Annotated in this window: 23 protein-coding genes and 3 pseudogenes; 11 read left to right on the forward strand and 15 right to left on the reverse strand. The window is 65.8% G+C overall.

Annotation, left to right across the window (positions count from 1 at the left end; all coding sequences use genetic code 11):
* Nucleotides 1-76: pseudogene (locus tag AC3A5Z_RS23655) on the reverse strand (c-type cytochrome); the annotation flags it as partial.
* Nucleotides 77-220: 144 nt separating this feature from the next.
* Between AC3A5Z_RS23655 and AC3A5Z_RS23660 the strand changes: the two are divergent.
* Nucleotides 221-436 (forward strand): hypothetical protein, encoded by a 216-nt coding sequence (locus tag AC3A5Z_RS23660; protein WP_487521725.1) that lies wholly within the window; start codon nucleotides 221-223, stop codon nucleotides 434-436.
* Nucleotides 437-553: 117 nt separating this feature from the next.
* Here AC3A5Z_RS23660 and AC3A5Z_RS23665 read toward each other — a convergent pair whose 3' ends face one another.
* From AC3A5Z_RS23665 to AC3A5Z_RS23710, 10 genes are all read right to left on the reverse strand, one after another.
* Nucleotides 554-1810 (reverse strand): MgtC/SapB family protein, encoded by a 1257-nt coding sequence (locus tag AC3A5Z_RS23665; RefSeq protein ID WP_487521726.1) that lies wholly within the window; start codon nucleotides 1808-1810, stop codon nucleotides 554-556.
* A 27-nt stretch (nucleotides 1811-1837) separates the two neighbouring features.
* The gene (locus AC3A5Z_RS23670) at nucleotides 1838-2413 is read right to left on the reverse strand and encodes a DUF4405 domain-containing protein (RefSeq protein ID WP_487521727.1); all 576 of its coding nucleotides are present in this window, start codon (nucleotides 2411-2413) and stop codon (nucleotides 1838-1840) included.
* Between the two features lie 533 nt (nucleotides 2414-2946).
* Nucleotides 2947-3855: an FAD:protein FMN transferase gene (locus tag AC3A5Z_RS23675; protein WP_487521728.1), complete on the reverse strand. Its 909-nt coding sequence runs from the start codon at nucleotides 3853-3855 to the stop codon at nucleotides 2947-2949.
* Nucleotides 3855-4412: a nitrous oxide reductase accessory protein NosL gene (locus tag AC3A5Z_RS23680; protein ID WP_487521729.1), complete on the reverse strand. Its 558-nt coding sequence runs from the start codon at nucleotides 4410-4412 to the stop codon at nucleotides 3855-3857. The genes AC3A5Z_RS23675 and AC3A5Z_RS23680 overlap by 1 nt, the downstream gene beginning before the upstream one ends.
* A complete protein-coding gene (locus AC3A5Z_RS23685) occupies nucleotides 4409-5230 on the reverse strand; it encodes an ABC transporter permease (RefSeq protein ID WP_487521730.1) in 822 nt (273 codons plus the stop codon). Before AC3A5Z_RS23685 ends, AC3A5Z_RS23680 begins: the two co-directional genes overlap by 4 nt.
* On the reverse strand, nucleotides 5227-6123 hold the full coding sequence (locus AC3A5Z_RS23690) for an ABC transporter ATP-binding protein (RefSeq protein ID WP_487521731.1): 897 nt from the start codon (nucleotides 6121-6123) through the stop codon (nucleotides 5227-5229). The genes AC3A5Z_RS23685 and AC3A5Z_RS23690 overlap by 4 nt, the downstream gene beginning before the upstream one ends.
* Nucleotides 6092-7420: a nitrous oxide reductase family maturation protein NosD gene (locus AC3A5Z_RS23695; RefSeq protein WP_487521732.1), complete on the reverse strand. Its 1329-nt coding sequence runs from the start codon at nucleotides 7418-7420 to the stop codon at nucleotides 6092-6094. Before AC3A5Z_RS23695 ends, AC3A5Z_RS23690 begins: the two co-directional genes overlap by 32 nt.
* A 2-nt stretch (nucleotides 7421-7422) precedes the next feature.
* Nucleotides 7423-9369, reverse strand: coding sequence for a TAT-dependent nitrous-oxide reductase (nosZ, locus tag AC3A5Z_RS23700; RefSeq protein WP_487521733.1), 1947 nt, complete (start codon nucleotides 9367-9369; stop codon nucleotides 7423-7425).
* Nucleotides 9362-11545 carry a 4Fe-4S binding protein gene (locus AC3A5Z_RS23705; protein ID WP_487521734.1) on the reverse strand — a complete coding sequence of 728 codons (2184 nt, stop codon included), beginning with the start codon at nucleotides 11543-11545 and terminating at the stop codon, nucleotides 9362-9364. Before AC3A5Z_RS23705 ends, nosZ begins: the two co-directional genes overlap by 8 nt.
* Nucleotides 11546-11548: 3 nt before the next feature.
* Nucleotides 11549-11911, reverse strand: coding sequence for a hypothetical protein (locus AC3A5Z_RS23710; RefSeq protein ID WP_487521735.1), 363 nt, complete (start codon nucleotides 11909-11911; stop codon nucleotides 11549-11551).
* A gap of 174 nt (nucleotides 11912-12085) precedes the next feature.
* Here AC3A5Z_RS23710 and AC3A5Z_RS23715 point away from each other — a divergent pair, with 174 nt between their 5' ends.
* The gene (locus AC3A5Z_RS23715) at nucleotides 12086-12553 is read left to right on the forward strand and encodes an RrF2 family transcriptional regulator (protein WP_487521736.1); all 468 of its coding nucleotides are present in this window, start codon (nucleotides 12086-12088) and stop codon (nucleotides 12551-12553) included.
* Nucleotides 12554-12602: 49 nt separating this feature from the next.
* Here AC3A5Z_RS23715 and AC3A5Z_RS23720 read toward each other — a convergent pair whose 3' ends face one another.
* Complete coding sequence (locus AC3A5Z_RS23720) at nucleotides 12603-13298, reverse strand: Crp/Fnr family transcriptional regulator (RefSeq protein WP_487521737.1); 696 nt, start codon at nucleotides 13296-13298, stop codon at nucleotides 12603-12605.
* 183 nt (nucleotides 13299-13481) lie between these two features.
* Between AC3A5Z_RS23720 and AC3A5Z_RS23725 the strand changes: the two genes are divergently transcribed.
* The 6 genes and pseudogenes from AC3A5Z_RS23725 (at nucleotide 13482) to AC3A5Z_RS23750 (ending at nucleotide 21110) form a co-directional block, all read left to right on the forward strand.
* Nucleotides 13482-14669 carry an NnrS family protein gene (locus AC3A5Z_RS23725; RefSeq protein ID WP_487521738.1) on the forward strand — a complete coding sequence of 396 codons (1188 nt, stop codon included), beginning with the start codon at nucleotides 13482-13484 and terminating at the stop codon, nucleotides 14667-14669.
* An 82-nt stretch (nucleotides 14670-14751) separates the two neighbouring features.
* Nucleotides 14752-15186, forward strand: a complete 435-nt coding sequence (locus AC3A5Z_RS23730; RefSeq protein ID WP_487521739.1) for a pseudoazurin — start codon at nucleotides 14752-14754, stop codon at nucleotides 15184-15186.
* A 531-nt stretch (nucleotides 15187-15717) separates the two neighbouring features.
* Nucleotides 15718-16173, forward strand: coding sequence for a response regulator (locus AC3A5Z_RS23735; protein WP_487521740.1), 456 nt, complete (start codon nucleotides 15718-15720; stop codon nucleotides 16171-16173).
* Between the two features lie 207 nt (nucleotides 16174-16380).
* Nucleotides 16381-17472: a GGDEF domain-containing protein gene (locus tag AC3A5Z_RS23740; RefSeq protein WP_487521741.1), complete on the forward strand. Its 1092-nt coding sequence runs from the start codon at nucleotides 16381-16383 to the stop codon at nucleotides 17470-17472.
* 1287 nt (nucleotides 17473-18759) lie between these two features.
* Nucleotides 18760-19272 carry a response regulator gene (locus AC3A5Z_RS23745; RefSeq protein WP_487521742.1) on the forward strand — a complete coding sequence of 171 codons (513 nt, stop codon included), beginning with the start codon at nucleotides 18760-18762 and terminating at the stop codon, nucleotides 19270-19272.
* Nucleotides 19273-19764: 492 nt separating this feature from the next.
* A pseudogene (locus AC3A5Z_RS23750) lies at nucleotides 19765-21110 on the forward strand (IS5 family transposase).
* A 9-nt stretch (nucleotides 21111-21119) separates the two neighbouring features.
* On the opposite strand, the gene AC3A5Z_RS23755 reads toward AC3A5Z_RS23750, so the two are convergent.
* Nucleotides 21120-21617 (reverse strand): hypothetical protein, encoded by a 498-nt coding sequence (locus AC3A5Z_RS23755; protein WP_487521743.1) that lies wholly within the window; start codon nucleotides 21615-21617, stop codon nucleotides 21120-21122.
* A 105-nt stretch (nucleotides 21618-21722) separates the two neighbouring features.
* The gene (locus AC3A5Z_RS23760; protein WP_487521744.1) at nucleotides 21723-22175 is read right to left on the reverse strand and encodes a MarR family winged helix-turn-helix transcriptional regulator; all 453 of its coding nucleotides are present in this window, start codon (nucleotides 22173-22175) and stop codon (nucleotides 21723-21725) included.
* Nucleotides 22176-22238: 63 nt separating this feature from the next.
* On the opposite strand from AC3A5Z_RS23760, the gene AC3A5Z_RS23765 reads away from it, so the two are divergent.
* The 3 genes from AC3A5Z_RS23765 (at nucleotide 22239) to AC3A5Z_RS23775 (ending at nucleotide 24132) form a co-directional block, all read left to right on the forward strand.
* Entirely contained in the window at nucleotides 22239-22679 is a 441-nt protein-coding gene (locus AC3A5Z_RS23765; RefSeq protein ID WP_487521745.1) for a VOC family protein, read from the forward strand.
* Complete coding sequence (locus AC3A5Z_RS23770) at nucleotides 22676-23326, forward strand: glutathione S-transferase family protein (protein ID WP_487521746.1); 651 nt, start codon at nucleotides 22676-22678, stop codon at nucleotides 23324-23326. The genes AC3A5Z_RS23765 and AC3A5Z_RS23770 overlap by 4 nt, the downstream gene beginning before the upstream one ends.
* Before the next feature lie 275 nt (nucleotides 23327-23601).
* Complete coding sequence (locus tag AC3A5Z_RS23775) at nucleotides 23602-24132, forward strand: dihydrofolate reductase family protein (RefSeq protein ID WP_487521747.1); 531 nt, start codon at nucleotides 23602-23604, stop codon at nucleotides 24130-24132.
* A gap of 982 nt (nucleotides 24133-25114) precedes the next feature.
* On the opposite strand, the pseudogene AC3A5Z_RS23780 reads toward AC3A5Z_RS23775, so the two are convergent.
* A pseudogene (locus AC3A5Z_RS23780) lies at nucleotides 25115-25558 on the reverse strand (hypothetical protein); the annotation flags it as partial.

Raw genomic sequence — 25558 nt, forward strand, 5'->3', positions numbered from 1 at the left:
CGAAGATGGCTGCGAAGAACAGGGATCCTCCGTAGAACACGTTTCTGGCCCGCGATTTCGTGAGGATCTCTGACATGAGGTCGGTCCTGGCGATGGTTCCGGGTGGGCCGTGTCTAGCCCGCCGCCCCGACGCGAAGGTTGTCGCAGCACAAAGAGCCGGGCGATTGGCCGGGCCATGCTGCAGGGATCGGGCACGCCGCCTGTCGGCAGGGAGCGCCGGATGACGATGACCCTCGAGGACCCGGATCTGACGTTGAACGAACTCTTCCGCCGCTGGCCGCCGACCGCGCAGCTGTTCCTCGACCGACGGATGCACTGCTTCGCCTGTCCGATCTCGCCGTTCCACACGGTGGCCGACGACGCCTGTCTGGAATACAAAACGGACGAGACCGAGTTCCGCCGCGCCCTGCGCGCCGCCGCAGCGCAGGCAGACTGACGGGCGCAGCCGGTTAATGAGCCTCCGCCTGCCCAGAAGAATGCCGCCCTCCGTGCCTGCATTCTGCGGGAGGGCGACGTTCCGTCAAGCCGCTCAGCCGTTCGCCCGACCGGGCTGTCAGCCGGGCCAGTATCGGGCCAGCAGCGCCGCGGCGACGGCGACGGCGCTGGCGAGGCCGGTGCGCAGGCCGATCGCCCTGCCGCCGACCCAGCCGGCGAGGCAGGCCTTGGAGCCCGTGTTGACCGCGACCGCCAGCAGGATGGCCTGCGCCGCGAGCCCGGTCGCGGCGTCGAGCCGGGCCATCGACAGGGTGATCGCGTCGACATCGGCGAGGCCCGATAGCGCCGCGAGCCCGAGCACCCCGGCGTCGCCCCAGACCGCCCGCGCAAGCTGCGAGCCCATTGTGATCGCGACGACGAAGGCCGACAGCTTCAGCGAGGCGCCGACCTCCAGCGGGTTGCCGATGGTCAGCCGCGCCCGCCGGTCGCCTGCCAGAGCGCCGCCCGCGCCGAAGATCAGGAGCAGCGCCGAAGCGGCCAGCGTCAGCGCGGCGGCCCCGAGGGCCGCGGCGAGCGGGGTCCCGAGCGCCGGGTTCAACGCCGAAGCGACCGCCAGCACCCGCAGCGCCATCACCGCGCCGCTGATCAGGATGCCGCCGGCCAGCAGGTCGACCGCCTGCGGTTGCTCGCGTCCGAGCCGGGCGAAGGTGAGGGTCGTCGCGGTGGAGGAGGACAGCCCGCCGGCGATCGCGGTGACGAGCACGCCCATCCGCTCGCCGAAGATCCGAACGGCGATGTAGCCGGTGAAGGAGATCAGCGCCAGCATGATGGCCCGCAGCCAGACCTCGTGCGGATTGACCGTCTGCCAGGGGTCGACCGGCCGGTCCGGCAACAGCGGCAGCAGCAGGAAGGTCATCACCAGCAGGATCAGCCCGGCGCGGATCTCGGGCCAAGTGAGGGCGGCGAGCCAGCGGTGCAGCTGGCTGCGCAGCGCCAGGACCACAGTCATGCTGACCGCCGCGGCAATCGCCGGCCGCGGCTCGCCCACGGTCGCCATGGCCCCCAGCAGGAAGGTCAGCAGCCCCGCCACCAGGGTGGTGGCGCTTAGATTGCCCTTCCGCTGCGCCTCGAGCCAGGTGAAGGCCCCCAGCGCCCCGGCATAGCTCAGCAGAGCCGCGGCGAGGATCGACGGGCCGAGCGGCAGGCTCAGCGCGCCAGCGACTCCGCCCATCAGCCCGGAGAGGCCGAAGGTGCGCAGCCCCGCCGCACGGTCGTTGTCGCCGGCGTCGCGCGCCTTCCAGCCGCGCTCGATCCCGACCATCAGGCCGATGGCCAGGGCCACCGCGAGCCGCGAGAAGATGTCGAGATCCGGCATGCGCCCATCCTTTGGCTAGCCGATCCTCTACAACCTGCCGGCTCCCTCCGCCCTGATCTGCCGCAAGCCAGCCGGGCCTGCGATCACCAGGATTTGCGCTTCATGAAGCCGGCCAGCAGCTGCAGCAGCTCGGCGGCGGTGGTCGGCCAGCACCAGCGCGACGATGACCAGAATTGCCCGCGCGGCGGCCAGCAGTTCCGTCCCATGGCGCAGGCTGTAACTCGTGGCCCCCCGGATCAGGTTCTTCAGCGTGGCAGCGTGCAGCGCCAGATGCCAGAGCACGACCGCTGTGAACAGGACCGAGGTCGTCAGATGCAGCACTTCGCATTGCGTGCGGTCTAGCGTCGCAAGCGTCCAGCCCCGATCGCACGCGGTTGGGCTCAGCCCCAACTTCGCGCTCGGCCATTGTGCGCTGTTGTTCGTGCAGTCCCAGACGGGAAACGCCGCGATGGCGGTTGAGGCCTCAGTCTGATCGCGCGGGCTGAGCCCTTCGATCCGCTGCTCTTTGCCATGCTCGCCTCCAGAGCATTGTCCCATGTCCGCCTCGGCCAGTTCGACGAAGCTGCCGGATGGCGCTGAAGGCCGCCCTGCGGCCGAACTCACATGCAGTCATCCATCAGATCACGGCCCCCTGCCCGGGGCTTGCATGTCGCGCGCAGGAGGGTCGCGCCATCATCGCCGGGCTGCGCCAGTCGCGGCGGCACTGCAACGTCGATGATTTCCTGAGAACCTTCAGGTTCACCCGGCGGAAGCCGCGTTCCGTCGGGCAGCCCGTGTAGTGGGAATGGATGCACACACCCTGTCCGACAGAACGTAGAAGGCGCGCCCGGGTCCGAAGGCCACTGCACGAGGTGTCGCGCACCATCATGCGGAAAGCCGGCGGGAGGTGGACAAGACTCAACAGGGAAGGAGGTCGCACATGTCGGCCAGACCCTGTCGCAAACGGCTGATCATCACCGCGCTGACCTGCATGATGCCCTTGGCGAGACTGCAAATCCCCCTGCGCCTACTCGCTGTCGGGCCAGCCCCGCGCGCCGGAGATTCCTTACGCGAGCTGGGTGCGCGTGAGATCATCCTGCCCTGTCTCTATGGCCCACGCGACTTCGGGCCCCGCGCCCGCCGGAGGACCAGGCGCTTCACACCTGCGCCTTCAGACCGGCCAGCCGCGCCTGTGGTGCCTTGGCCAGGGCAAGGTCGACCGCCTGCCGATCCATCAGGCAGAAGGCGGTGCTCAGGGCGTCGGCAAGGGCCGCGCTCGGGCTGGTTACGCTGACCAAATCCCAGCGGGGGGTGGCGGGCAGGCCTGTGCGCGGGTCGAGGATGTGCCCGACCTGTCCCGCCGCATCGAACACCGTGCCACCCGGCGCGGAGCTGGCGAGCGCCATGTTGCGCAGGGTCAGAGCCTCGCCGGAGGACAGATCGACGGGCCAGGCGCCGCCGTTCGGATGGCCTCCCAACGCGCGCAGCTCGCCCGTGTCCACTAGGATGTCATCCAGCCCCTCGGCCTTCAGCAGTTCGGATACCCGGTCGGCGATGAACCCTTGAGCGACCCCGTTCAGCGTCAGCGCCATGCCGGGCTCCAGCCGGACCCGCGTCTCGTCGAAACGCAGCTTGTCCCAGCCGGTCTTGCGGCGTTCCGCCTCGATCGTCTTGGTGTCCGGCGGGCCTCCAGTGGCGAAATGCCGGGCGTAGCTGGCCCAGAGCGGCTGGATTGTTGGATCGAAGGCTCCCGCCGTCGTCGCATGCACCCGGTCGCAAAGGGTGAGGCAATCCAGCAGCTCGAAGGAGGGAGCGTCGAGCCGCGCCTCGGCGTTCAGCCGGCTCAGCTCCGAGCCTGGATCGTAGAGGCTGAAGATCCGCTCCAGCCGGGCGATTTCCGCCATGGCGCGGGCGGCGATGCGTGGCGCGTCGGGATGGGCGAGCAGGATTGTCACGGTCGCGCCGAGCGCCTGACCACGGGCGCGGTGAATCGGCGCGGCCTGCGCCGGGTTGGCGACCATCAGGGCGGCGCTGAGCGTCAGCAAGCGGCGGCGGGAGAGCTGCATCAGTTCTGCCTCCGGGCCGAAAGCCTGCGGAGGGAGTCGGCGTAGCTTGCCTCGTCGCTGTCCTCTGCCGGGGCCACCGGCTCCAGCACGTCGCGGTCGCCGATCGCGGCGAAGGCCATCACCGCGCCGCCCTCGCGCCCGGCAAAGTCTTGTGCAGCGGTCTCGTCGGAGAAAGGCACCAGCTCCGGCGCATCCATGCCGCCGCGGGCGGCGGAGCCGACTACATAGACGGCGCTTTCCGCGTCGATCCAGTTGGTCACCCCCGGCTCCTGCCAGCTTTGCGCCGCGCCCATGTCGTTCACATAGATCGCGGTGATGGCGCCTTCCTGTTCGGGCATCCGCTGGAAGGCGAGGGCGTCGCGCACCTGGCTGAAGAACAGCGGCGCCTCGATGCCCGCCAGATGCACCTGCGCCTTGGGTCCGGGGTGGCCCAGCAGGTCCATCTGGCAGTAATGCCCCACGGCCTCGGCGCTTAGCGCGACCGGCAGCGGGCGGTTGGCGGCCTCTTCCCGGCATCCCGGCAGGGCGAGGAGCGCGACGAGCATCAGGCGTTTCATGGGGTGATCCTTCGGAAGGCGGCCACCGCCAGCCCGAAGGCGGCGAGCGGCCAGAGCAGCATCGACAAAAGCGCGTGCAGCGGCGGTATGGCATTGGCCGCGCCCGCGACACCCGCCGCCGCCGCGGTGGCGGAAGAGGCGGAGAGGTTGAACAGCCGGAAGGCATCCGCCGGGTTGCACAGCAGGAGCCAGGGGAAGACATGCATGGTGAAGCCGCCGCCGCTGTCGGCGACCACGGCGGCCAGCAGCCCCAGATCGTAGAGCACGACCAGCACCAGCCAGAGGCCGATGGCCAGACCGGCGGCGGCGCCGGGACGGCGGGCGACCGCCGAGAGCGCATAGCCGATGCCGAGGAAGGCGGCGCCGAGCAGAAGCGAGGTCCAGAACAGCCGCAGCAGCGCCGGCAGGCCCGCCATGGCCTCCGGGTCGAAGGCGAAGGCGGAGCCGGCGGCGAGGCCGTAGCCGACGCCTATGGCCAGCGCGAGGATGGCCAGATGGGCGGTGAACTTGCCCAGGAGCAGCTCGGCCCGGGTGATCGGATAGGCCAGCACCAGCGCCAGCGTGCCGCGCTCCACCTCGCCCGCGACGGCGTCGAAGGACATCAGCAGGGCCACGAGCGGCACGAGATAGACAGCGAGGCTGGTCAGGCTGGCCACCGTCACCGACAGCCGGTCGGCCTCGACCGCGCCGGTGGCGCCGCTGCCGGCGGCGGCCAGCACCAGCGAGAACAGCGCCATCATGACGACGACGATGGCCACCCAGCGGTTGCGCAAGGCGATCCGCAGCTCGGCCCCGGTGGTGGCGAGGAAGCGGCTCATTCGGCGGCCCTCCGGCTGAAGTGGCTGTAGATGTCTTCCAGACTGGGCGGCACGATCTCCACATCCTCGATCAGGCTCCCCAGACCGGCGATCTGCCCCAGCCGCGCCAGCTTGTCGTCCTGACCGCAGAAGAGGTCGATCCCTGCAACGTTGCTGTGCCGGCTGCCCGGCAGCCGCGCGGCGACCGTGTCCACCGTGTCGGGGCGGGCGGTGACATGCAGGCGGATCGGCAGGCTTGCCCGGCGGCGCAGGGCGGCCAGCGTGTCGTCCGCCATCAGCCTGCCGCCGGAGAGGATGACAATCCGGTCGGTCCGCGCCTCCACCTCGGTCAGCGCGTGGCTGGACAGCAGGATCGCGGTGCCCGAAGCGGCCAGCTCGTCCAGAATCCCGTAGAAGTCGCGGCGCGACACCGGGTCGAGGCCGCTGGTCGGCTCGTCCAGCACCATCAGCTGCGGCTGCCCGATCAGGGCCTGCGCGAGGCCGACGCGTTGCCGCATGCCTTTGGAGTAGGTGCCGATCCGCCGCCGCGCCGCCGCGCCGAGGTTCACACGCTCCAAGAGGCGCATCGCCAGCGCCGGGCTTTCGCCGCGCAGCCGCAGATAGTATTCCAGCTGCTCCAGCCCGGTCAGCGCCGGGTGGAAGGCGGCGCTCTCCGGCAGGTAAGAAACGCGGGCCCGTGCCGCAGTGCTGCCGGGGGCATGGCCCAACACCTCCACCCGACCGCTGTCGCAGGGGATCAGCCCCAGCACGATCTTCATCAGCGTGGATTTTCCGGCTCCGTTATGGCCCAGCAGCGCCACGCGCTCTCCGGGGGCTACGGTGAAACCGACGGCATCCAGCGCCGCCGCGCCGTCATAGGTCTTAGTGACCGCCGAGAGGGTCAAGCTCTGCATCGTCAAGTGCTCCATTGGCCCAGTCGGGCCGCGAGGCGGCCTCCATCGCGGCGATATGTTCAGGGACGGCGATCGTCACCGGCGTCATCAGCGGGAAGGAATCCCGCACGCCGCCGGGCAGGGTCGCCGGGAAATTGGCCTGGCTCCAGCGGATCAGTTGCACGGCCGGAGAGCCGATCAGCAGCGCCGCTGCGGGCTGGGACCAGAGGATGTGATCCATGAGGTCGTTGGGCCGGAACCGCCCGTCGGCGATGCCGTCGCCGTCCAGATCGAAGGCCGGATGATCCGACCAGAAGTTGCCCTGCCCCTCGAAGCTCCACTCGATATCACGGGAGCCGACATATTTCACCTGCTCGCGGTTGCCGATGAAGGCGTTGCCGGTCAGCGTGTTCTTCTCGGAGCCGGCGGTGAAATGGATGCCGATGGCGCAGCCCTCGAAGCGGTTGTCGTGGATGACATTGCGCTGCGCGTTGTAGATGAAGGTGCATTTCTCGGCGCCGCCGCGCACCAGGTTGCCCGCGATCTCGGCGTTGCTCACCGCGTTCAGCATCACCCCGTGGCTGCGGTCGCCCAGGCTCAGGTTGTCCGTCACCGTCAGGTGATGCGAGGACATCAGCGCGAAGCCGAGGTGGTTGCCGATCGAGATGTTGCCCGAGACCTCGTTGTTGTTGGCATACATGTAATGCACCCCGAAGCGCAGGTCGCGCAGCAGGTTGTTGCGGAAGGTGTTGTGGTGCGAGACGTTGACGAAGATCCCGTCGCGACCGAAGCGGATGTCGTTGCCCTCAACCAGAAGCCCCGGGGCCATCCAGACGTAGACGCCGTTGCCGCGGGCGTTCATATGCGCATCGCGCCGCCCGACGATTGTGTTGCCGCGCAGGGTAGCCTCGGTCGCCCCATGCACGTCCACGCCGACCAGATTGCCGATGAGCCGGTTGCCCTCAACCAGCGGGCGCTCGGCGCCCTTCAGCAGGCGGATGCCGCTGTCGATGTCGGTATGCGAACTGCCCGAGCCGACGATCTCCAGCCCGCGCAGCGTCACGTCGTCGCCGGTCACCCGGATCACGCTGCCCTTGCCGTGACCGTCGATCACCGCCTGTCCCTTGCCGTCCAGCGTCACCGGGCGGTCGAGCAGCACCGGGCCGTCATGGGGGCCCGGCGCGAGGATCAGCACGTCGCCGGGATCCGCCCTGGAAATGGCGGACAGCAGCGCCCCCGCCTCGGCGGGCACCAGCCGTTCCCCGGCCGCCACGGGGGCAGCCAGCGCAAGCAGCAGGCAGAGGAGGGGGCGCCACATGGTCAGGCCGCCTTCGGCTCGACGAACATCCGGCCGCGCATCTCCATGTGGAGCGCGTGGCAGAACCACTGGCAGTAGTACCAGTAGACGCCCGGCTTGGCCGCGACGAAGGTCACCGAGGCGGTGGCCTGCGGCGCCACCTCCATGGCGACGCCGTGATCGCCCATGGTGAAGCCATGCGTCAGGTCGTCCACGTCATCGAGGTTGGTGATGATCATCGTCACCTCGTCGCCCTGCTGCACGGTGAACTTCTCGAGGCTGAACGTCGGCGCGATCGAGGTCATGTAGACCCGCACCTTGTTGCCGTCGCGGATGACAGCATCGGTGAAGTCGTCGATGTTCACCCCGTCGGCCTCGGCCTGCTTGCGGGTCTCGGCCCACATCCGGTCCTGCCGGTCCCAGACCGAACGGATGTTGGTCATCTTCGAGGCATGCACCGCGATGGCGTCATGCGGCTCGGCGAAGTTGGGGCCGTCGTGCAAGAGTACCATCTTGTCGCCCGAGATGTCGATCAACTGGTCGTTCTCGGGTTTCAGAGGGCCGACGTTCAGGAAGCGGTCCTTCGAAAACTTGCATAGGCAGACCAGCCACTTGCCGTCGGCCTCCAGCGTCTCGCCCATCGAGGTCTTCAGGTGGCCCGGCTGGTACTGCACGTCGATCTTGTCGAGGATCGGATCGACCTGCGCGCCCTTGTAGGCGTCGATCGCCATCTGGATGTTCCACTTGACCACCTGGCTGTCGAGGAACAGCGAGGTATAGGCGTTGCCGGCGCCGTCGAAGGCGGTGTGCAGCGGGCCGAGGCCCAGCTCCGGCTCGGCCACCACGACCGAGCGCGGGTCCGCGTCGCCGGCAAACAGCGCGTCGATCAGCGACACGTCGATCACCGTCACCGTGGGCGACAGCTTGCCCGCGATGCAGAGGTGCTTGCGGTCCGGCGCCATGTTGCAGCCATGCGGGTTGTTGGCGATCGGGATGTAGCGAGTGTACTGCTTGTTCTTGCCCTTGCGGCCGTCCAGCACCTTCACGCCGTTGAGCTCGGTGTAGTCGCCCGCGGCGATCCCCTTCTCGATCTCGGCGATGTTGAACACCACGACGTGGTCGGTCTCCGCCTCCATCATCTCGCCGAGGTTGGTGCCCATCTCCGAGTTGTAGGAGGTCGAGAAGGCGTATTTGCCGTCGTAGTCGGCCTCGGTGTTGTCGAGGTTGCCGGTGACCATGACCTGCCAGCCCATTGTCATCTCGTCGGCGTTGATGGCGCTGAAGAAGTTCACGTATTGCGACGGGTCATCGAGGATTTTGCCGTCGTTGATCATTGGGCCCTCGTCCTCGCCATTGGCGAAGATGTAGTTGGTGCGCGGCCATTTCTGCGGACGCATGCCGTGGATCGCCCGGGCGTTCGGGATCTCCAGCACCTTGTCGGTCTTCATCACGTCGCAGCGCACCCGGGCGACGCGGGTGTTGGCCTTGTCGTTCATGAACAGGTAGCGGCCGTCGTACTTGCCCTCGGTGAAGGACATGTGGACATGGTGCAGGTCGCCGTTGTCATGCACCTTCTTGCCATTTGCGGCGAGATAGTCGCGCGTCTTCTGGCTCATCGATTCCGTGAGGATGTGCAGCGACTCGTTGGTCTGGCCCCAGCCGGTGGCCGAGCAGCGGTTGAACACCGGCACCCGCATCAGCTCGCGCATCGAGGGGATGCCGAGGATGCGCATCTCGCCGGTCTGGCCCGAGGACCAGAAGCCGTAGTATTCGTCCAGCTCGCCGGGGGCGAGGTTGGCATGCGCGCCTTGGGCGCGGGCCGTGCCGGTGGCGGCCACCGTGGCCACGCCGGCGCCGCCGAGCAGGACCGCGGCCTGCGGTGCGCCAAAGGCGCCCAGCATCGCTCCGCCGGCGGTTGCGCCCAGCAGCCCGCGGCGGCTGATGCCTGTGGTTTCCGATCTGTCAGACATTTTGTCTTTCCTTCAGGTTGGGATGGTTTGCGATGGCGGGGTCCGAGAGGTCCCGCGCCGTGGCGATGGACTGGCGGCGCTTCATCTGCTTGATGACCACCGGGCACTTCGCCTTCGACTGGTAGAGCACCTGGCAATGCAGGCAGTTGACGCACTCGTTCGGGTTGATCTCGCCCGTGGGGTGGATCGCCTGGACGGGGCATTCGTTGGCGCAGGTCTGACAGGGGCTGCCGCATTCGTGGTAGCGTTTCAGCCAGTCGAACATCCTGATCCGCGCCGGGATCGCCAGCGCCGCGCCGAGCGGGCAGAGGTAGCGGCAGTAGAACCGCTCGACGAAGAGCCCGAGCCCCAGCAGGACCAGCGCGTAGAGCACGAAGGGCCAGGCCCGGTCGAACTTCAGCACGATGGCGGTCTTGAACGGCTCGATCTCGGCCAGCTGTTCGGCCCGGTCGACCGAGGCCAGCGTCACCGCGAAGAGCCCGAGGAACAGGATGTATTTCACCGCCCAGAGCCGCTCGTGCAGCCCCCAGGGCAGCATCCATTGCGGGACGCGGCAGAGCCGGGCGAGGCGGTTGGTCAGCTCCTGCAGCGCGCCGAAGGGGCAGAGCCAGCCGCAATAAGCGCCGCGGCCCCAGAACAGCAGCGCGGCGGCGACCGAGGACCAGAGGATGAAGGTCAGCGGGTCTAGAAGGAACGCCTGCCAGGAGAAACCCGTGATCAGCGAGGAGACCAGCGCCATCAGGTTGACGATGGAAAGCTGCGCATTGGCGTACCAGCCGAGGAAGACCAGCGTCGTGGTGAGGAAGCCGATGCGGAACCAGAAGAACAGCCGGTCCGACCGCGTCACCCAGAACTGGAAGAAGAAGGCGGCGGTCAGCACGGCCAGCATCGCCAGCACGCCCGCGATCTCGACCGTGCTGTCGCGCCAGATGCGCTGCCAGAGGTCGGATTGCGCCGTCTGCTCGGAGGACGCCACCTCAGCCGGCAGGGCAGGCGGCGGCAGCGCGCGCAGATAGGCGGGCGGCAGCTGGTAGCCCAGATCGAAGGTGGTGAAGACCTTCTCGATCGGCCCGACGTTGCGATGCACCAGCAGTTGCAGCCGGAACGGCTCGGTCGGGTCGAAGCCGGTATCGGCGGGGATGCGGAACAGGTCCATCTCCGGCAGCGTCGGCGCGCCGCTGGCCATGATGCCGCCCAGCCTGCGGTGCTGCCTGTCGCGGAAGCGGATCGTCGTCTCGCCCTGGATCAGCACGAAGCGGTCGAAGATCCCGCCGCGCACATAGCCGGAGCCCTTGTAGGAATAGTCGCCCCGCCCGGACAGCATCAGCGCGCTGTCGCCTGGTTGCAGCCAGGCCTGCAGGTTGGCGGCCTCGGCCTCGCCGAGCAGGCTGCGGCCGATGGCCGGAACGCTGACGAGGCTGGCATAGACATCGATGAAGCCAGCCTCCGGCGCGCCGGGCTCTGGCCGCGCGGTTGCGCGGGGATCGCCCAGTTCGGCGAAGGCCGCGTTGATCTGGCCCACGTCCAGCGACAGCCGCCGCAGCGTGCCGTCGCCCAGCAGCGTCTGCCAATCGGTCGCTGCGCTGGCGTCGGGCGCCAGCTCGCGCTGCGGCCCGATCGCGGCGGCCTCGGCCTGCAGCCCGCCAAGGCCCAGGGCCCGCGCCACCCGGAGCCCAGAGCGCAGGATGGAGTCGTCGATCACCATCACCGTCACAGTCGCGCCGGAGATGATGTTCAGGTCATGGTCGCCGCCCTCAGCCTCCTCGACGAAATTGAAGCCGACATAGCCGGCGATCAGCGCCCGGATCTTCGCCTCCGGGATGCCTACCAGCACGATGGGCTCGGAATGCTTCACCATCTTCAGCCCGGCCATCCGGCCATCAAGGTCGACAGCCCCGAGCACATGGATCGGCTTGCCGGAATAGCCGGTGGTGCCGACGAAATCCGAGGTGAGGAAGGCCCAAGCCACCGTTTCGCCGCCGCGCAGCACCGGCGCCGCCGGCAGGTCGGCGCGCAGCGCCCCGTAGGCGTCGCCCCCGGGCACCAGCTCGGCGGCAGGCACCTCGGCAAGGTAATGCGGCAGGAGAGGGGTGTCGGCCTGCGCCGGCCCGACGATGGCGAGCGGGAACAGGAGGGCGCAGAGGGTAAGCAGGCGGAGGGCCAGGGAGCACAGCATCGGTCAGACCTCGGACGGGGGGCCACGCGCCGTCCCGGTGACGGCGGAGCGGTCAAGGGGGCGTTCCGGCCGCGGCAGGCAGGTCTCGCAACGGGTGACGGGCGGGAACGGGCGGGCAAGGGCCTGCGGCACGAGGGCTGGGCCCGGCTGCAGGCAGTCGGGGCAGCCGTGCCCGGCGCAGTCCGGCGGATCGACGACATTGCCCTCGGCATCCAGCGTGACCGTCCTCGCGCCGTCACCGGAGCAGATCACCATCGCGGTCTGCCCCGCCATCGGTCCGCGGTGATCCGCGCCTGCGGTCATGCCGGAGCCGATCAGCGCGAGGCTGAGCAGGGCGGAGAGGCAGAGGCGCAGGATACAGGTCATGCCGCCTTGCTAGGCGCGGCGCATGAGTCTCACTTTGATATAGGTCATGTAATCTATCCTTTTTACATCCGCGTCAGAAAGCCGGTTGCAGGCGAGTCGCAGCAGGGCAATGCTTGATGGAGGTCAATGACCGCCGCAGCTGCGACTGTCACACCCAGCGAGACCGGAGGACCGATGCGTCTGACCAAATTCAGCGACTATGCCTTGCGCGTGCTCGTCTTCGCGGCTTCCGTGCCCGAGGGGCGGCGGGTGACGATCGCCGAGACGGCGGCAGTCTATGGCATCTCGCAGGGCCATCTGAAGAAGGTGGTGATGCTGCTGACCCACGCCGGCTTCCTGCATGGCGAGCGGGGCCGCAGCGGGGGCTACCGGCTGGCCGCCCCGGCGGACCGGATCAGGCTGGGCGCGGTGGTGCGCGCCACCGAGGCCGATTTCGAGATGGTCGAATGTTTCCAGACCGGCCAGCGCTGCCGCATCGAGGCGCAGTGTCGGATTCCGCCGATCCTGTCGAATGCGACCGCCGCCTTCCTCGATGTGCTCGACGCCTACACTTTGGCCGACATCGCCCTCGAAGCCCGCTTCCTGCCGTCCGGGCCGATGGCGACCGCTCCCGCCGCGGATCCGCGCGCCGGGTCAGCCTGATCGCTCGCCCGGCCGCCGTATGAGCGGAGCACCCGCCGCCGCTCGGCGCCTAGCCTTCCGCCCCGCTCAACATCACCAACCGATGCGGCGCCGTCACCACGATGCGCCTGCGCGCGCTTTCCACGATGCCCTGCTTTTCCCAGGCGCTAAGCAAGCGGCTGACGGTGTGCAGCGTCGTGCCGGTCATGTCCGAGATGTTCTGCCGGGTGATCGGAAAGCCGATCTCGATCCCGCTCGCCACCTTGCGGCCCGATTGGGTTGCCATCCGCAACAGTGCCGCCGCCACCCGCTGCTCGACCTGCTGGGTGGCGAGCTCGGTGATGCGGGCCTGCATCTCGCCCAGCCGCGCACCGACGGTGCGGTAGGTCTCGGTGGCGAAGCCGTCATAGCGCTGGGTGAACTCCGCCCAGTGCCGCACCGGCCACGACAGCGCCAGCGATTCCGCCGCTGTCATCGCCGTCGCCGGATAGGTGTCGCGCCCGAGCGCGGGGGCGATGCCGAACAGCTGCCCCGGCCCGATATGCAGCGCGATGATCTGCTCGCCGCCCGGCGTGGTGCGGATCGCCCGGATCGTGCCGTCCAGCAGCAGGAAGAAGCGCTCGGCCGCCAGCCCCTCGCCGAAGACCGCCACGCCCTCGTCATAGCGGCGCGGCGTCGCCAGATCGAGGATCGCGCGGATCTGCGCCCTGTCCAGCCGGCTGAAGGGCGGCAGCGCGCTGAGAAGGCTTTCGTCGAGCTTGTTCACGGTCGGTCCGGAAGGTTGCGCCAGCACAACGAGCGGCCCGTCCTGCCTAACCTATAACCGTCGGATACGAAACCTGCCGGTTGCCGGCGCTTCGTAGGCAGCCGCGAGCGTCCCAGCCCTGGCTGATCACCTTGGGCGGCGCGGGGCTCGCGTCGCCCTTTTTCCATCCCCAAGGAGGCAGAGATGGTGAACAAACCCGACTACACCGGCCCCGCGCTGTTCAGCTACGGCTTCCGGCCGTTCTTCCTGGGGGCGGCGCTGTTCGCCTTGGGGGTGGTTCCGGTCTGGATGCTGGCCTATTCCGGCCGGCTGACGCTGGGCGGCCCGTTCTCGCCGCTGGACTGGCACATCCACGAATTGCTCTTCGGCTACACCTCGGCCGTGCTGGCGGGCTTTCTCTTCACCGCGGTGCCGAACTGGACCGGCCGGATGCCAACCCGCGGCCTGCCGCTGATCGTGCTGGTCGTGCTGTGGTGCCTCGGCAGGCTGGCAGTCGCGGGGGCTTTCGGGGTCTCGCCGCTCATAATCCTGCTGATCGACGCCGCCTTCCTGGCGGCGGTCGCCGCGATGGTGATCGCCGAGATCGTCGCCGGAAGGAACTGGGGCAACCTGAAGGTGGTGATCCCGGTCGGGATCTATCTGGCCGCCAACGTCACCTTCCACCTCGAGGCGATGATGACGGGCAGCAGCGACATCGGCCGCCGTCTGGGCTTCGCGGTGGTGGCCTTCCTGATCATGCTTATCGGCGGGCGCATCATTCCCAGCTTCACCCGGAACTGGATGGTCAAGCAGGGCGTGACGCCGCTGCCCGCGCCCTTCGGCCGGTTCGACGGGATCTGCCTGATCGCGGCGGCCGTGGCGATGCTGCTTTGGACGGCCTGGCCCGAGGCGGTCGTCAGCGCCCTGTGCCTGATGGCGGCGGCGCTCCTGCACGCCGTCCGGCTGTCCCGCTGGCACGGCGAGCGGACCTGGCGCTCGCCGCTGCTCCTGATGCTGCATCTCGCCTATCTCTTCCTGCCGCTCGGCCTTCTGGCGACCGCCTTGGCCGGGCTGGGCCTGCTGCCGACGGCGACCGGGATGCATCTGCTCGGCATCGGCTCGACGGGCGGCATGACGGTCGCGGTGATGATGCGCGCCTCGCTTGGCCACACCGGCCGGGCGCTGGAGGCGGGCCGCGTCCTCACCACGGGTTTCGCCTGCGTGGCGCTGGCGGCGCTGGTGCGGGTTGTCCTGCCCGACGCAGAGATCGCCGGGATCGGCGGGCTGTGGATTGCCGCAGCGCTGTGGGTGGCGGGCTTCGGGCTCTTCATCTGGCGCATCAGCCCGGTGCTGCTTCGCCCTAAATTGGCGCGGCGACCGGCTAACGCCTGACCCCGCCCGAAGGTTGTGGCGGCGCAAAGAACCGCGCCGCGACATCCGCTAGATTCTCTCCATGCACTTAAAAGGAAACCAGATGTTCAAGATCCTCTGCACCGCCGCCCTCGCCAGCCTGATGCTGTCCGTCTCCACCGCCGCCGCCACCTTCGAGGTGAAGATGCTCAACAAGGGCGCCGACGGCATCATGGTGTTCGAGCCCGCCTTCACAGCCATCGCCCCCGGAGACACCGTGGTGTTCCGTCCCACCGATCAGGGTCACAATGTCGAGACGATCAAGGGCATGCTGCCGGAAGGCACCGAAGCTTTCAAAAGCAAGATGAGCGAAGAATTCGCGGTCACCTTTACTGAGGAAGGCGTCTACGGCATCAAATGCACGCCGCATGCCGGGATGGGCATGGTCGGGCTGATCGCGGTCGGTGCTCCGGTCAATCTGGAGGCGGCACGCGCCGTTCCGCAGAAGGGCAAGGCGAAGAAGCGCTTCGACGCCTTGTTTGCGCAGACCGCCAAGTAGCAGTGGTCGCGCTAGGCCGCCTCGTCTCGCGATCACCGGCCTTCCGGCGTTGATCGAGTTGCTCGAATAGGCGATGCGGCCGTCGCTGGCTTCCAGACCTACCAGGATCTCCACGCTTTTCTCGTTGGTCTGGGCTGTCTGCACCGAGGTCAGTATTGCCCTCCCGTCGAGGCTGCGGCGCACAGCCTAGTCGTCCCCCCGCAGGTTAGCGCGTTCTGTGGCGCCGCATCGGCCGACCGACGATCACTGAGACTAAGTCCCGATAGCGATCGCCCAGCCCCGGGGCGAGCCGAGTGCGGGTTGAGCAGAAAGAGATGCACCGTCACCTGCTGCTCCTTTGTCGCGATCATGCCGTCAAAGCCCGTTTGCTCGAGGGCGGAAAGTCGGTGCGCACCGAACGCTGGGTCGGGGCAGTGCCGCCGGAGTAGGGGGTCGCTCCCCAGGAATTCGAGGATCTTTTAGGTGTTTCTGCGCGCATCGGAACCATTCGTTGACACGCGCGTTTGCTGGGCCTTGATTACGGAGTGCTACATGCAGGTCTTGGTCTTCGAAGACGAACGCTTTCTCGGCGCCATAACGGCGTATGAAGTTCAACAAGCCGGTCACACGGTGCTCGGCCCGGTCTTCAGTGTCGAGGAGGCGCTCAGGATCGCTGCCGCCGACCTGCCGGACATGGCGATGATCAATGTTCAGGGCGACCATGGCGGAGCGGCGGCCACAGCTTTGAACGATTTCTGGGACACGCCCTGTCTGCTCGTCGCCGACAGCCTCGCTACCAGCCAGAAATATAGCCAGTTCGCGGTGGGTTGCCTTACAAGGCCGTGGAGTGCCGAAACGATCGATGCGCTGAGGGTGGTAGAGGCAATCATCGAGGGCAGCCGCATCAGGGATGTGCCTGAGGCGATGACGCTGTTCATCGACCCTCCCAAAGACCTCCCGGAGCTCAGTCAGGCAGCAGGCGAGCTGCCCTGCGCGATCGCCTCCTGAAGCGATCGGAACCCTCTTCGGCGGTCACCTCGGGGGACCAGAGCTGATATCAGGCCTGCGCCTCCGTCGGAGTCCGCACTGTGACCCATATGTCAAAGCTCGGCTGTAGGGAAAGGCTAGGCAAACTTATCAAGTTGCGAAGATGCAGGAGCTGAGGCTACAGGCAGGGCGATGCTCGGACAGGGCGAAGGCCGTGCAAGGCAGAATATGGATCTCTTCCTCCACCTTCTGAACAGCGCCACGCTGATCGCCGCCATTGCCCTGATGTATGGCGGCGTGCAGCGGGCCATCGCCGGTCCCATCCTTCGCCATGTGGCGCTCGGCCTTATCTTTGGGGCCGGCGCCTCGCTTTCCATCCTTCAACCGCTGGCGGTCTCGCAGAATGTGATCGTTGACGCGCGATCGCTGTTCCTCGGCTTTGCCGGTGCCTTTGTGGGAGTGTTCGGAGCCGGGATCGCCTTGGCCGTGGCGGCTGCCACTCGCCTCGCCATCGGCGTGAGCCAAGCAGCTTTCATCGGCATTGCTTCAATGGCAATCACGGTGATGCTCGGTGTGGCTTGGGCTCCGTTGAGCGGGAAGCTGGGATTGAAAGGCCTGAAGGGCCTTCTGCTCCTCGGCCTGCTGATATCGGTCTCTCTCGGCACACTGATCTTCCAGCCCATGGCGGCTGATGCGCTGCCGAAGCACTGGCTCGCCCTGCTCCTCCTGATCTACAACGTGGTGGGAGCCGTGACGTTGGGGGAGGTCATCCTGAGCGATCGTCGTCGCGCGCGACGAGAGCGCGCCGCACAGCAGGCAGCGGATACCGACGCCTTGACTGGCCTTCTGAACAGAAGAAGCCTCGACAGCCTGTTCGAGACGGAACAGCGTCGGACGAGATCACGTGGGACCGTGCTTCACCTCATCGACATCGACCACTTCAAGACGATCAATGATCGCTATGGGCATGCGGTGGGCGACCGAGTTCTGCGCTCGGTTGCCCAGACGCTGCGACATGCCACGCAAGAGGGCGACATGATATTGCGGCTGGGAGGCGAAGAATTCGCTGTCTTGTCCGGCAACTCTTCTGAAGAGGAAGCCCGCGCCAGCGCGCTCAGGATTGTGGAGCATTTGCGGATAGAGCTTCTTCTGCCCGGCAACATCGCGGTGCCTGTGACGTCGAGCGTCGGGGCGCATTATTGGCAGACCACGGAAATGACTTTCTCTGAGGCTTATGAAGCCGCTGATGCCGCGCTCTACGCCGCGAAAGAGGGCGGGAGGAACTGCGCGATCTTCTCGTCCAAGTCGAGGTCCGCCTGACGGCGAGACCCCCAGCCGTAAATGGCTGGCCTGATCGTGACGCCACCGCTTGCTGGCTCCACCCTGCGTGCGATCATCTTAGAAGAAGAAGTACGTCAGACCGGCGCCAATCCAGCAAGTCGCGAGGAGTGCGACAAGAGAACGATCAGACCGACGATTGTAGATCGTATGGCGGCGCTTCCTCTCAAGCCAGATCTTTTCGGCCCGTGCTCCAGCAGCTGCCCGGCGCTTTGTGCGGTTGGCGCTGCTCTCGGCCGTGGCGCTCGTCAGTAGTGCCTGCACGTCAGGTGTCAGCACTTCCGAGTCGTATTTGCTTCGTGTCGACTCATCCATTGCGCTGCCCCTAGGCGCCTATGTTGTGCTTCTTTTCCAACCTGCGGCGGTGCGAACTGTTCCAACCATCCTGGTCTTGCCCACGTACGTCCCCGCTTCCACCTTGATCTGCTGAACTTGAGGTCAAAAGTAGGAGCACTGGTGCGAAACTGAGCAGAAGGCGGCGGGAAAGCGATGGGTCATTGAAGGTGCGGAATCTTCTGTCGACGCATGCCAAGCGAGGCAGCACCTTTGGCCTCGATTATTATCTACCCCGACCAGATCCGGTGCCTCGCCAGAGCTATTAAAACTGAAGATGTGCTCCCTGGCTCAGAAGCCGGTCGCGCATTCGGTCGCCGATGAACCGCTCCGTCCATTCACAGCGAGGCATGGTTGCCTCCATCTAGTTTAGGCTGCGCGGGACGGAGAGCCGGGACGCCTGAACTAGACGGAAGCTACCCCGCGCGTTGATCAAATCAGCGCATGTGGAAAACGTTCCAGGGGGAAAGCGCGACCGGGGAAAACTCCAACCATCACGGTGCATGCCGTGCAGGTAATTTCCGAAACCTGTCGGAAATAGCAATGTCTCCGCCTCAGATACCCGACACGACGGGGCTTGCGCCCCGATAGTCTGTAAAAATATGAAAGCACAGCCTAGAGCAGGTAAAACGCAAGCCCGGCGGCGATCCAGCAAAGTGCAAGTAGGCAGATGAGAGCGATATTCACAGAACTGTCGTAGAACTGCCTGTTCTGCTCCTTGCGCCTCTTGACCTCAGACTGTGCGCGCGCCGCAGCTTGGCGTTCCGACCTTTCAGCCGAGCTCTTGTTGTTGGCTGCGTTCATCAAAGCTCTAACGTCTGGACTGATCTTTTCGAAGGAGGTCCGAGTATATACTTCGTTCATTTTATCCTCGCGACCTTTATATAACAGCTATGGCGCCCGCGCGAACCGTCAAGGGTGAACTGCTCAGACAAAATGGAGCGGCTGCCGGCAGCTCCAACTTTCCAGGAACTTTCGCTGACAGTCCTCGTTCAGACGGAAGTGGGAGACAATGCTGCAATGAACGTGCTTATCCTTGAGGACGAATTCCTGCTTGCGATGATGCTTGCGGATGAAGTCAAAGACGCGGGCCACAATGTTATCGGCCCTGTAGCAACCACGGCTGAGGCCGTTTGCCTCGCCGAATGCACTCCGATCGACGTGGCTCTTTTAAACTTGGACCTGTCCCAAGGCGCTGGCGGTGGACAGGCTGCGACCGTCCTCAAGCAGAGATGGAACACGCCCTGCCTGTTCGTCAGTGGCAACCGCGAGGAAGCTGAAAAGCACCGCTCATTCGCTGTCGGGTTCCTCGAGAAGCCATACAGCGGCGATACGCTGAGGGAAGCCTTGGGTGTGGTGCAGCAGGTAATGCAGGGTCAGGTGGTTTCGAGCCTCCCCTTCGGCATGACCCTCTTCTCGAGATGCGCGGTTGACGCTGGTCGACGTTGACCACTCACCGTCTATAGATGCGTACTGGCATCGGACGCCGCGGGCGGTAACCTAATCGTCGTCATCCGTGCCGGCTTGGGCAATTCGATAGAAGCGGTCCTTCTTTAACCTGGGTGATCACGCCGCAGCTCGCCTGCTAAGTCAGCGAGCAGGAGCGACTGCCGCTCGAACCGAAGGCCAGCTCAAGGCTCTCATTGCCCCTGTGCCAGCACCGCGGTACACCTTCTTCCTCAGCCATAAGGTGCGCAGGGCCGAGGCGAGGGGGTCACTCGCCGCCACCGGGACATGTGGGGCTCTGCGCATGCATAAAATTGCGCCGGAGCGCAAAAGTTCCGGGCATAATTGTAATAATGGGTCTGTTGCATTCGTCTTAGTTCGCCCTGAACAACGGCCATGCTGTTGATTTTGCGTTGAAACAGCCCTGTTTTTCTCGCCATGACATGCAGGGTTTCGTATGATTTCGACCGATACCCTGCAATTTCGGTCCCGCCCATGAAGCACCGCCCGCGCACTGAGGAACAGGATGATCTGCTGCGTCCGCGCCTTGTTGACATGATCGACCAGCGGCACGAGTTGGTGAAGCTGGCGGCGTTGATCGACTGGGAGGTGCTCGACCGGGAATGGTCGGGGTTCTTCCCGTCCGGCAAGGGGCGGCCCGCGACGGAGCCGCGGCTGGTGGCGGGGCTGCTGTATCTACAGCATGCCTACAGGCTGTCGGACGAGGCGGTGGTCGCCCGCTGGGTCGAGAACCCCTACTACCAGCACTTCACCGGCGAGACCTTCTTCCAGCACCGTCCGCCCATCGAGCCATCTTCGTTGACCCGCTGGCGGGGGCGGATCGGCGAAGAGGGTGTGGAGTGGCTGCTGACCCAGACCATCCGGGCCGGGCAGAAGTCCGGGGTGATCGACGAGGACAGCGTCAGGCGTGTGGCGGTGGACACGACCGTCATGGAAAAGGCGATCGCCCATCCGACGGACTCCCGGCTTTACGAGGGGGCGCGCGATCAACTGGTCGCCCTGGCGCAAGAGGCCGGGGTGGAACTGCGGCAGTCCTACGCGCGCCTTGCACCGCGACTGGCGCTGCAGGTTGGCCGCTACGCCCATGCAAAGCAGTTCAAACGCATGCGCAAGGCATTGAAAAGGCTGAAGGGCTACACCGGTCGTGTCATGCGGGATCTCCGCCGCCACCTGCAGGACATCCCCGAAGGCAACCTGCGGGATCGCATCATCGGGAAGCTCAGCCTCGTGTCGCAACTGCTTCACCAGCCCCCCAAGGGCGCGGACAAGATCTATGCCTGCATGAGCCCGAAGTCGACTGCATCTCCAAGGGCAAGGCGCGGGTCCGCTACGAGTTCGGCTGCAAGGTCAGCGTCGCCACCACGCTGGACGAGGGCTTCGTCGTCGGCATGCGCAGCTTTTCGGGCAATCCCTATGACGGCCACACTCTGAGGCAAGCACTGGAACAGGTGACGATCCTGACCGACCAGCGCCCCGACCTCGCCGTCGTCGACCGCGGCTACCGCGGCCACGGTGAGAACAGGACCCGTGTCCTGATCAGCGGCGCCCGCCGCGGCCTGACGCCGAAGCTGACCGCTGACCTCCGCCGCCGCAGCGCCATCGAGGCAGAGATCGGCCACATGAAAACCGACGGTCGCCTCGCCAGATGTCCCCTGAAGGGCGCCATCGGCGATGCCCTCTTCGCCGTGCTCTGTGGCTGTGGCCACAATATCCGCAAGATCCTCGCCCATCTCCGGGCTTGGCTTGCGCTGATCATAGCCGCAATCCTGGCGGCCCTAATTGCCCAGGACCGGCAGGATCAGGCCAGCATATCAGGCTGAACACATTGTTCAGGCTGAACGTCTTACGTCGGCAGCGTATTCAACCCGTACGTGGACGGGTACGACGCTTGGATCCATGCGGAGCGTACGTTCGAGATGGCGGCGGTGTGCACTGACGCGACTTCGTAATCCTGAGACAGAATACAGCGCTGGCCTGAGCGCGAACCCCTTGGGCAGATCGGAGAAGCAAACCAGCTCTGCCCCAAAGCCGCGGCCGCGATAGGACGGCAGCATATAGGGCACTCCCTCAATGACGCCGCCCAGGACCGCCGGGTCCTCCCTGAGCAGCAGGACGATTTGCTTTCGCTTCACGTCCACGCGGACCATCAGGTCGGGTCTATCCTTGCACTCGACAGCCATCATCGCATTCAGATCGAGAGCAGCAATCGCCTCGAGCGTCCTGTTGGCCACCACACCGGCCAAGGCGTTGTCATCTGACACAACCTTGAGTGGTTGAAGATAGTCTCGCAACAGCAATGTCCATGGCGGGGCGCGATGATGCGACATGTCCGAGCGGCTCCCCCAAGAAGGCTGTCTCGCAATATTGTCGGATCTAGCGTGTGTGAAAGGATATCCAGATGCAGTCCTCGCGGCGCTCTGCACCTTGGATAACTACCTGATGCCCGCCAGGCCCCGCCGAAGGGTCTCGGGAAGGTCCTCGTCCATGTCTTCCTCTAGGGCCACATGCTCAGCGCGCCAAATGTCGACGGCTTCGCGCATCAGCGCCACCCCCGCCGGAGTGATCCGCAGACGGCGTGAGCGGCGGTCTTTGGCGTCGGGCTCCACAGTCAGCAAACCGCGTCGGGCTAGCGGCTTGACGGCTGCTGTAAGGGTTGACGGGTCCATCCCGAGAAAGGGCCCAAGGCGCCCGATGGCAGGCGGCTCCGGTTGATTCAGCGCCACCATGAGCGAGAATTGGCCGTTGGTCAGGCCGAAAGGCCGTAGCACCGCATCGAACCTGCGGGCGAGACGCCGCGCCGCGCGCTGCGTGGCCAGGCACAGGCAAGTGTCGCGGATATGGTGAACCGTTTCACGCGGCAGACGGTCGAGGGTTGCGTCATTCATTTCATTTTGATATCAAACTAAACCATGGGACTCAACCACCCATTCTGTCGCAGGGAGGAACCAATGGCAGAGCCTTTTCCAATGCAGGGCGTCATCCCGTATCTGGCCATGGGCGGTCGGGCAGGTGATGCGATTGACTTCTACATGCGCGCATTCGCGGCCGAGGATGCGGGCCGGATGCCCCACCCCGAAGGCGAAACAGGGCTCATGCATGCGCAGGTTTCGATCAATGGCGGAATGCTGATGCTCACCGATCATACGGGCGACGGCACGCCCCCGTCAGTAAATTTCGGCCATTTGCAGCTGGTAGTCGCCGATGGCCAAGTATGGTGGGATCGCGCGATCGACGCCGGTTGCGCCGTGCTCGTGCCTTACGAGAGGCAGTTTTGGGGTGATGACTGGGGCCTTCTGCAGGACCCATTCGGTATAAAATGGGCGGTCCTGCAGATTGGCACACAATCCGCGCAGGCAGCGGGCGCGCTTGATGGGGAGGCGGCGGCATGACCATCGAGATCAGCAGCTTTGCCTGGGTGCCGGCTTTTGCCCAAGGCTATGTCAAGGACATCCGGCCCCGTTGGGCGCTGGCTGAGGCAGGGCTCGACTACAATGTCCATCTGCTGTCCAACGGCGCGCCGGACGTGCCTGACTATCGCCGCTGGCAGCCGTTCGGACAGGTTCCGGCCTATCGCGACGACGAGGTCGAGTTGTTTGAATCCGGAGCGATCCTGCTACGGATTTCCGAACAGTCCGACATCCTGCGGCCCAGGAGCGCGCAGGAGGCGGCACAGACGCAGGCATGGATCTTTGCCGCGCTGAACACGCTGGAACCGAAGATCGACAATCTGATTCTGCCGGGGACCTTCCATGCTGGCGAAGACTGGGTTGCCGGGTTGCGGCCCCATGCCGAGCGGTTGGTGGACCTGCGGCTGAGATCTCTGGCGGCTTGGCTTGAGGGTCGCACTTGGCTGACAGGGCGTTTCGGTGTGGCCGACATCGCCATGGCTACCGTCCTGCGCGGCTTGCAGGAGGAACCAGTGCTGGCCGGTTATTCAGTGGTTTCCACTTATCTTGAGCGCTGCATGTCGCGGCCGGGCTTCGAGAAGGCGCTGACCACACAATTGGCGGTCTTCGCCGAGAACGCTCCCGCTTGAGAGAGCGGGCGCACCGGCGGACCAAACGCCAAGGCAAGGCCATGTTGAGGGACGTGGGCAACGGCGGTAACGAAAATGGTAGCGTGTGGTGCAAGCAGCGCTGGGGCGTGAACTGGCAGGTGATGCCGCGCACACTGACTGAAGTACTGACCGCGCGCGGCGACGCGCGCCTTCGCCGCGATGATGATCATGCAAAAAAATCAACTTGGCGGCCATACACGCCGCGTGGGCGGGGTGACCCGGCCGGCGCTTTTCAGGACAGAGGAGGAGGGTGAATGGCCAGTATTGTGTTTGGAATGAACCAATCCCTTGACGGATACGTCGACCACATGGCGTTTGCGCCGAGTGCCACGCTCTTTGGCCACTTCATCGAGGAGGCTGAAAAACAGACCGGCAGCATTTACGGCCGCAAGATCTATGAGATCATGCGCTATTGGGACGATGACCAGGCCGGGTGGGGTGACGCAGAGCGGGCATTCGCCTCGGCATGGCGCAAGCAGCCGAAATGGGTCGTCTCGCATACGCTTCAGGCGGTCGGCCCTAACGCCACACTCCTTCAAGGCGACCTCGAGGGTGCGGTCCGTGCGCTGAAGGCCGAGCAGGATGGCGAGATCGAAGTGGCCGGCCCGGATTTGGCGGCAAGTTTCACCGAGCTTGGCCTGATCGACGAATATCGCATCTACCTGCACCCCGTCGTGCTTGGTCGCGGCACCCCCTATTTCGCCGGACCCCGGCCGCCGCTGCAGCTGATTTCTCATGATCTGATGGACGATGATGTGGTCAGGTTGCGGTACAGACCGGTCTGACTCCTCAAGGCGCGCAAGAACTGAAGCGGCGCGGCAGGATAACCGCATCGAAGCACTGTAAGGACTGCCCATGCCCGGACCCAGCCCAATCACCATAGACGCCTTCATTGATGTCGCCCCCGCCGATGCCTGGCGGCCCTCACCAACCCCCGGGCGATCGTGCTGTGGAGTCAGGCCGGCCCGGACTGGCATCGCCCTTTAGCCGACGTCGATATCCGCGTCGGCGGCGCGCACCGCGCCCGGATGGAGGCGCGCGGCGGGTCCTTCGGCTTCGACGTCACCGGAACTACAAGGAGGTCGACGCTCCCGACGCACTGACGCTGCGCCTCGACGAAGGACGTAGCGCCCGCACCACCTTCACCACCGAGGGCAACGGCACGCGCGTCACGACGATTTTCGACCCCGAGGCGACAACCCGATCGAAATGCAACGGCGTGGCTGGCAGGCAATTCTTGACAGCTACGCTGCCTTTGTCGCGCAGCGAGGATGAAAGAGATGCTGAACCCGCCCAATCCAGAAGATGAGCGACGGGAATGCTCGATGGTAGGACGGCTGTCGTATTTGGCGGCAGTGGCGCGCCTGTGGGACGAGCCAGCGGTGCATCGTCTTCAGGAACGGGTTCGAGCGTTCTTGGCGGACCCTGCGCCTCGGAGCCGTGGCGTCCGGATCTGCCGCAGGGCTTCGCCCCGCATCACACGGCCGCCTAACCTCTGGCAAATACCCGCCATTGGGGGCCAGCGGTATGCAGCGCGCCTATCAGTGACGCCTGCGGTCTCGCTTCGGAAGATGCTGGTCAGCGGATGACTGCATCCCCCAGCCACCGGCTATTGCCGATAAGCGATACTCACCGTGTATCTCGGATTGGAGGCCTTGGTCATGCTTTTAGTTCGATGATGGCGTTCTTCTCAAGTTGCGTAGCGCGCGATGTTAGACGCTTCGCGGAACCTCCTGACGACCACCCGTTCGCTCAGCTTAGCGGCTCTTAGAACGTAAAAGGACGTTTCGGGTGCGATTGGCGTGAGCCGTAGCTTGCGACAAGGCGAACGTTTTCTGGCCTCACGACCGCTTTGCGGTTGGCAGTTCGAGCAGTCGCTATCTTTGCTCGGTGCAAGCAGTGTCCAAATCCTGTCCCCGCAACCATCGTTTCCGACCCAAGACTGACACCAGCCCTCGCCAATCGCGGGGGCTTTGTCATATCCGCTCCTCCCAAAGCCACGATGTTCGCCAGTTCGCCCGTAAGTTCAATGCGATGGCCGTCCTGTGCCGTCGCGTCAGGGATCATCCGCACCTCGGAGACCAACCCGCGCAGGGCCTCGGTCGCCTCCAGCTTCACGGACGGGTCCGAAAGCGCCGCCGCCAGATCCGCGATCCTCTTGCGATAGAGTTCCGTCAGGCTCGGGTGCAGCCGCAGGGCAGGGGGCTCGGG

It is taken from the genome of Cereibacter sp. Soil_C_27, assembly GCF_057657095.1.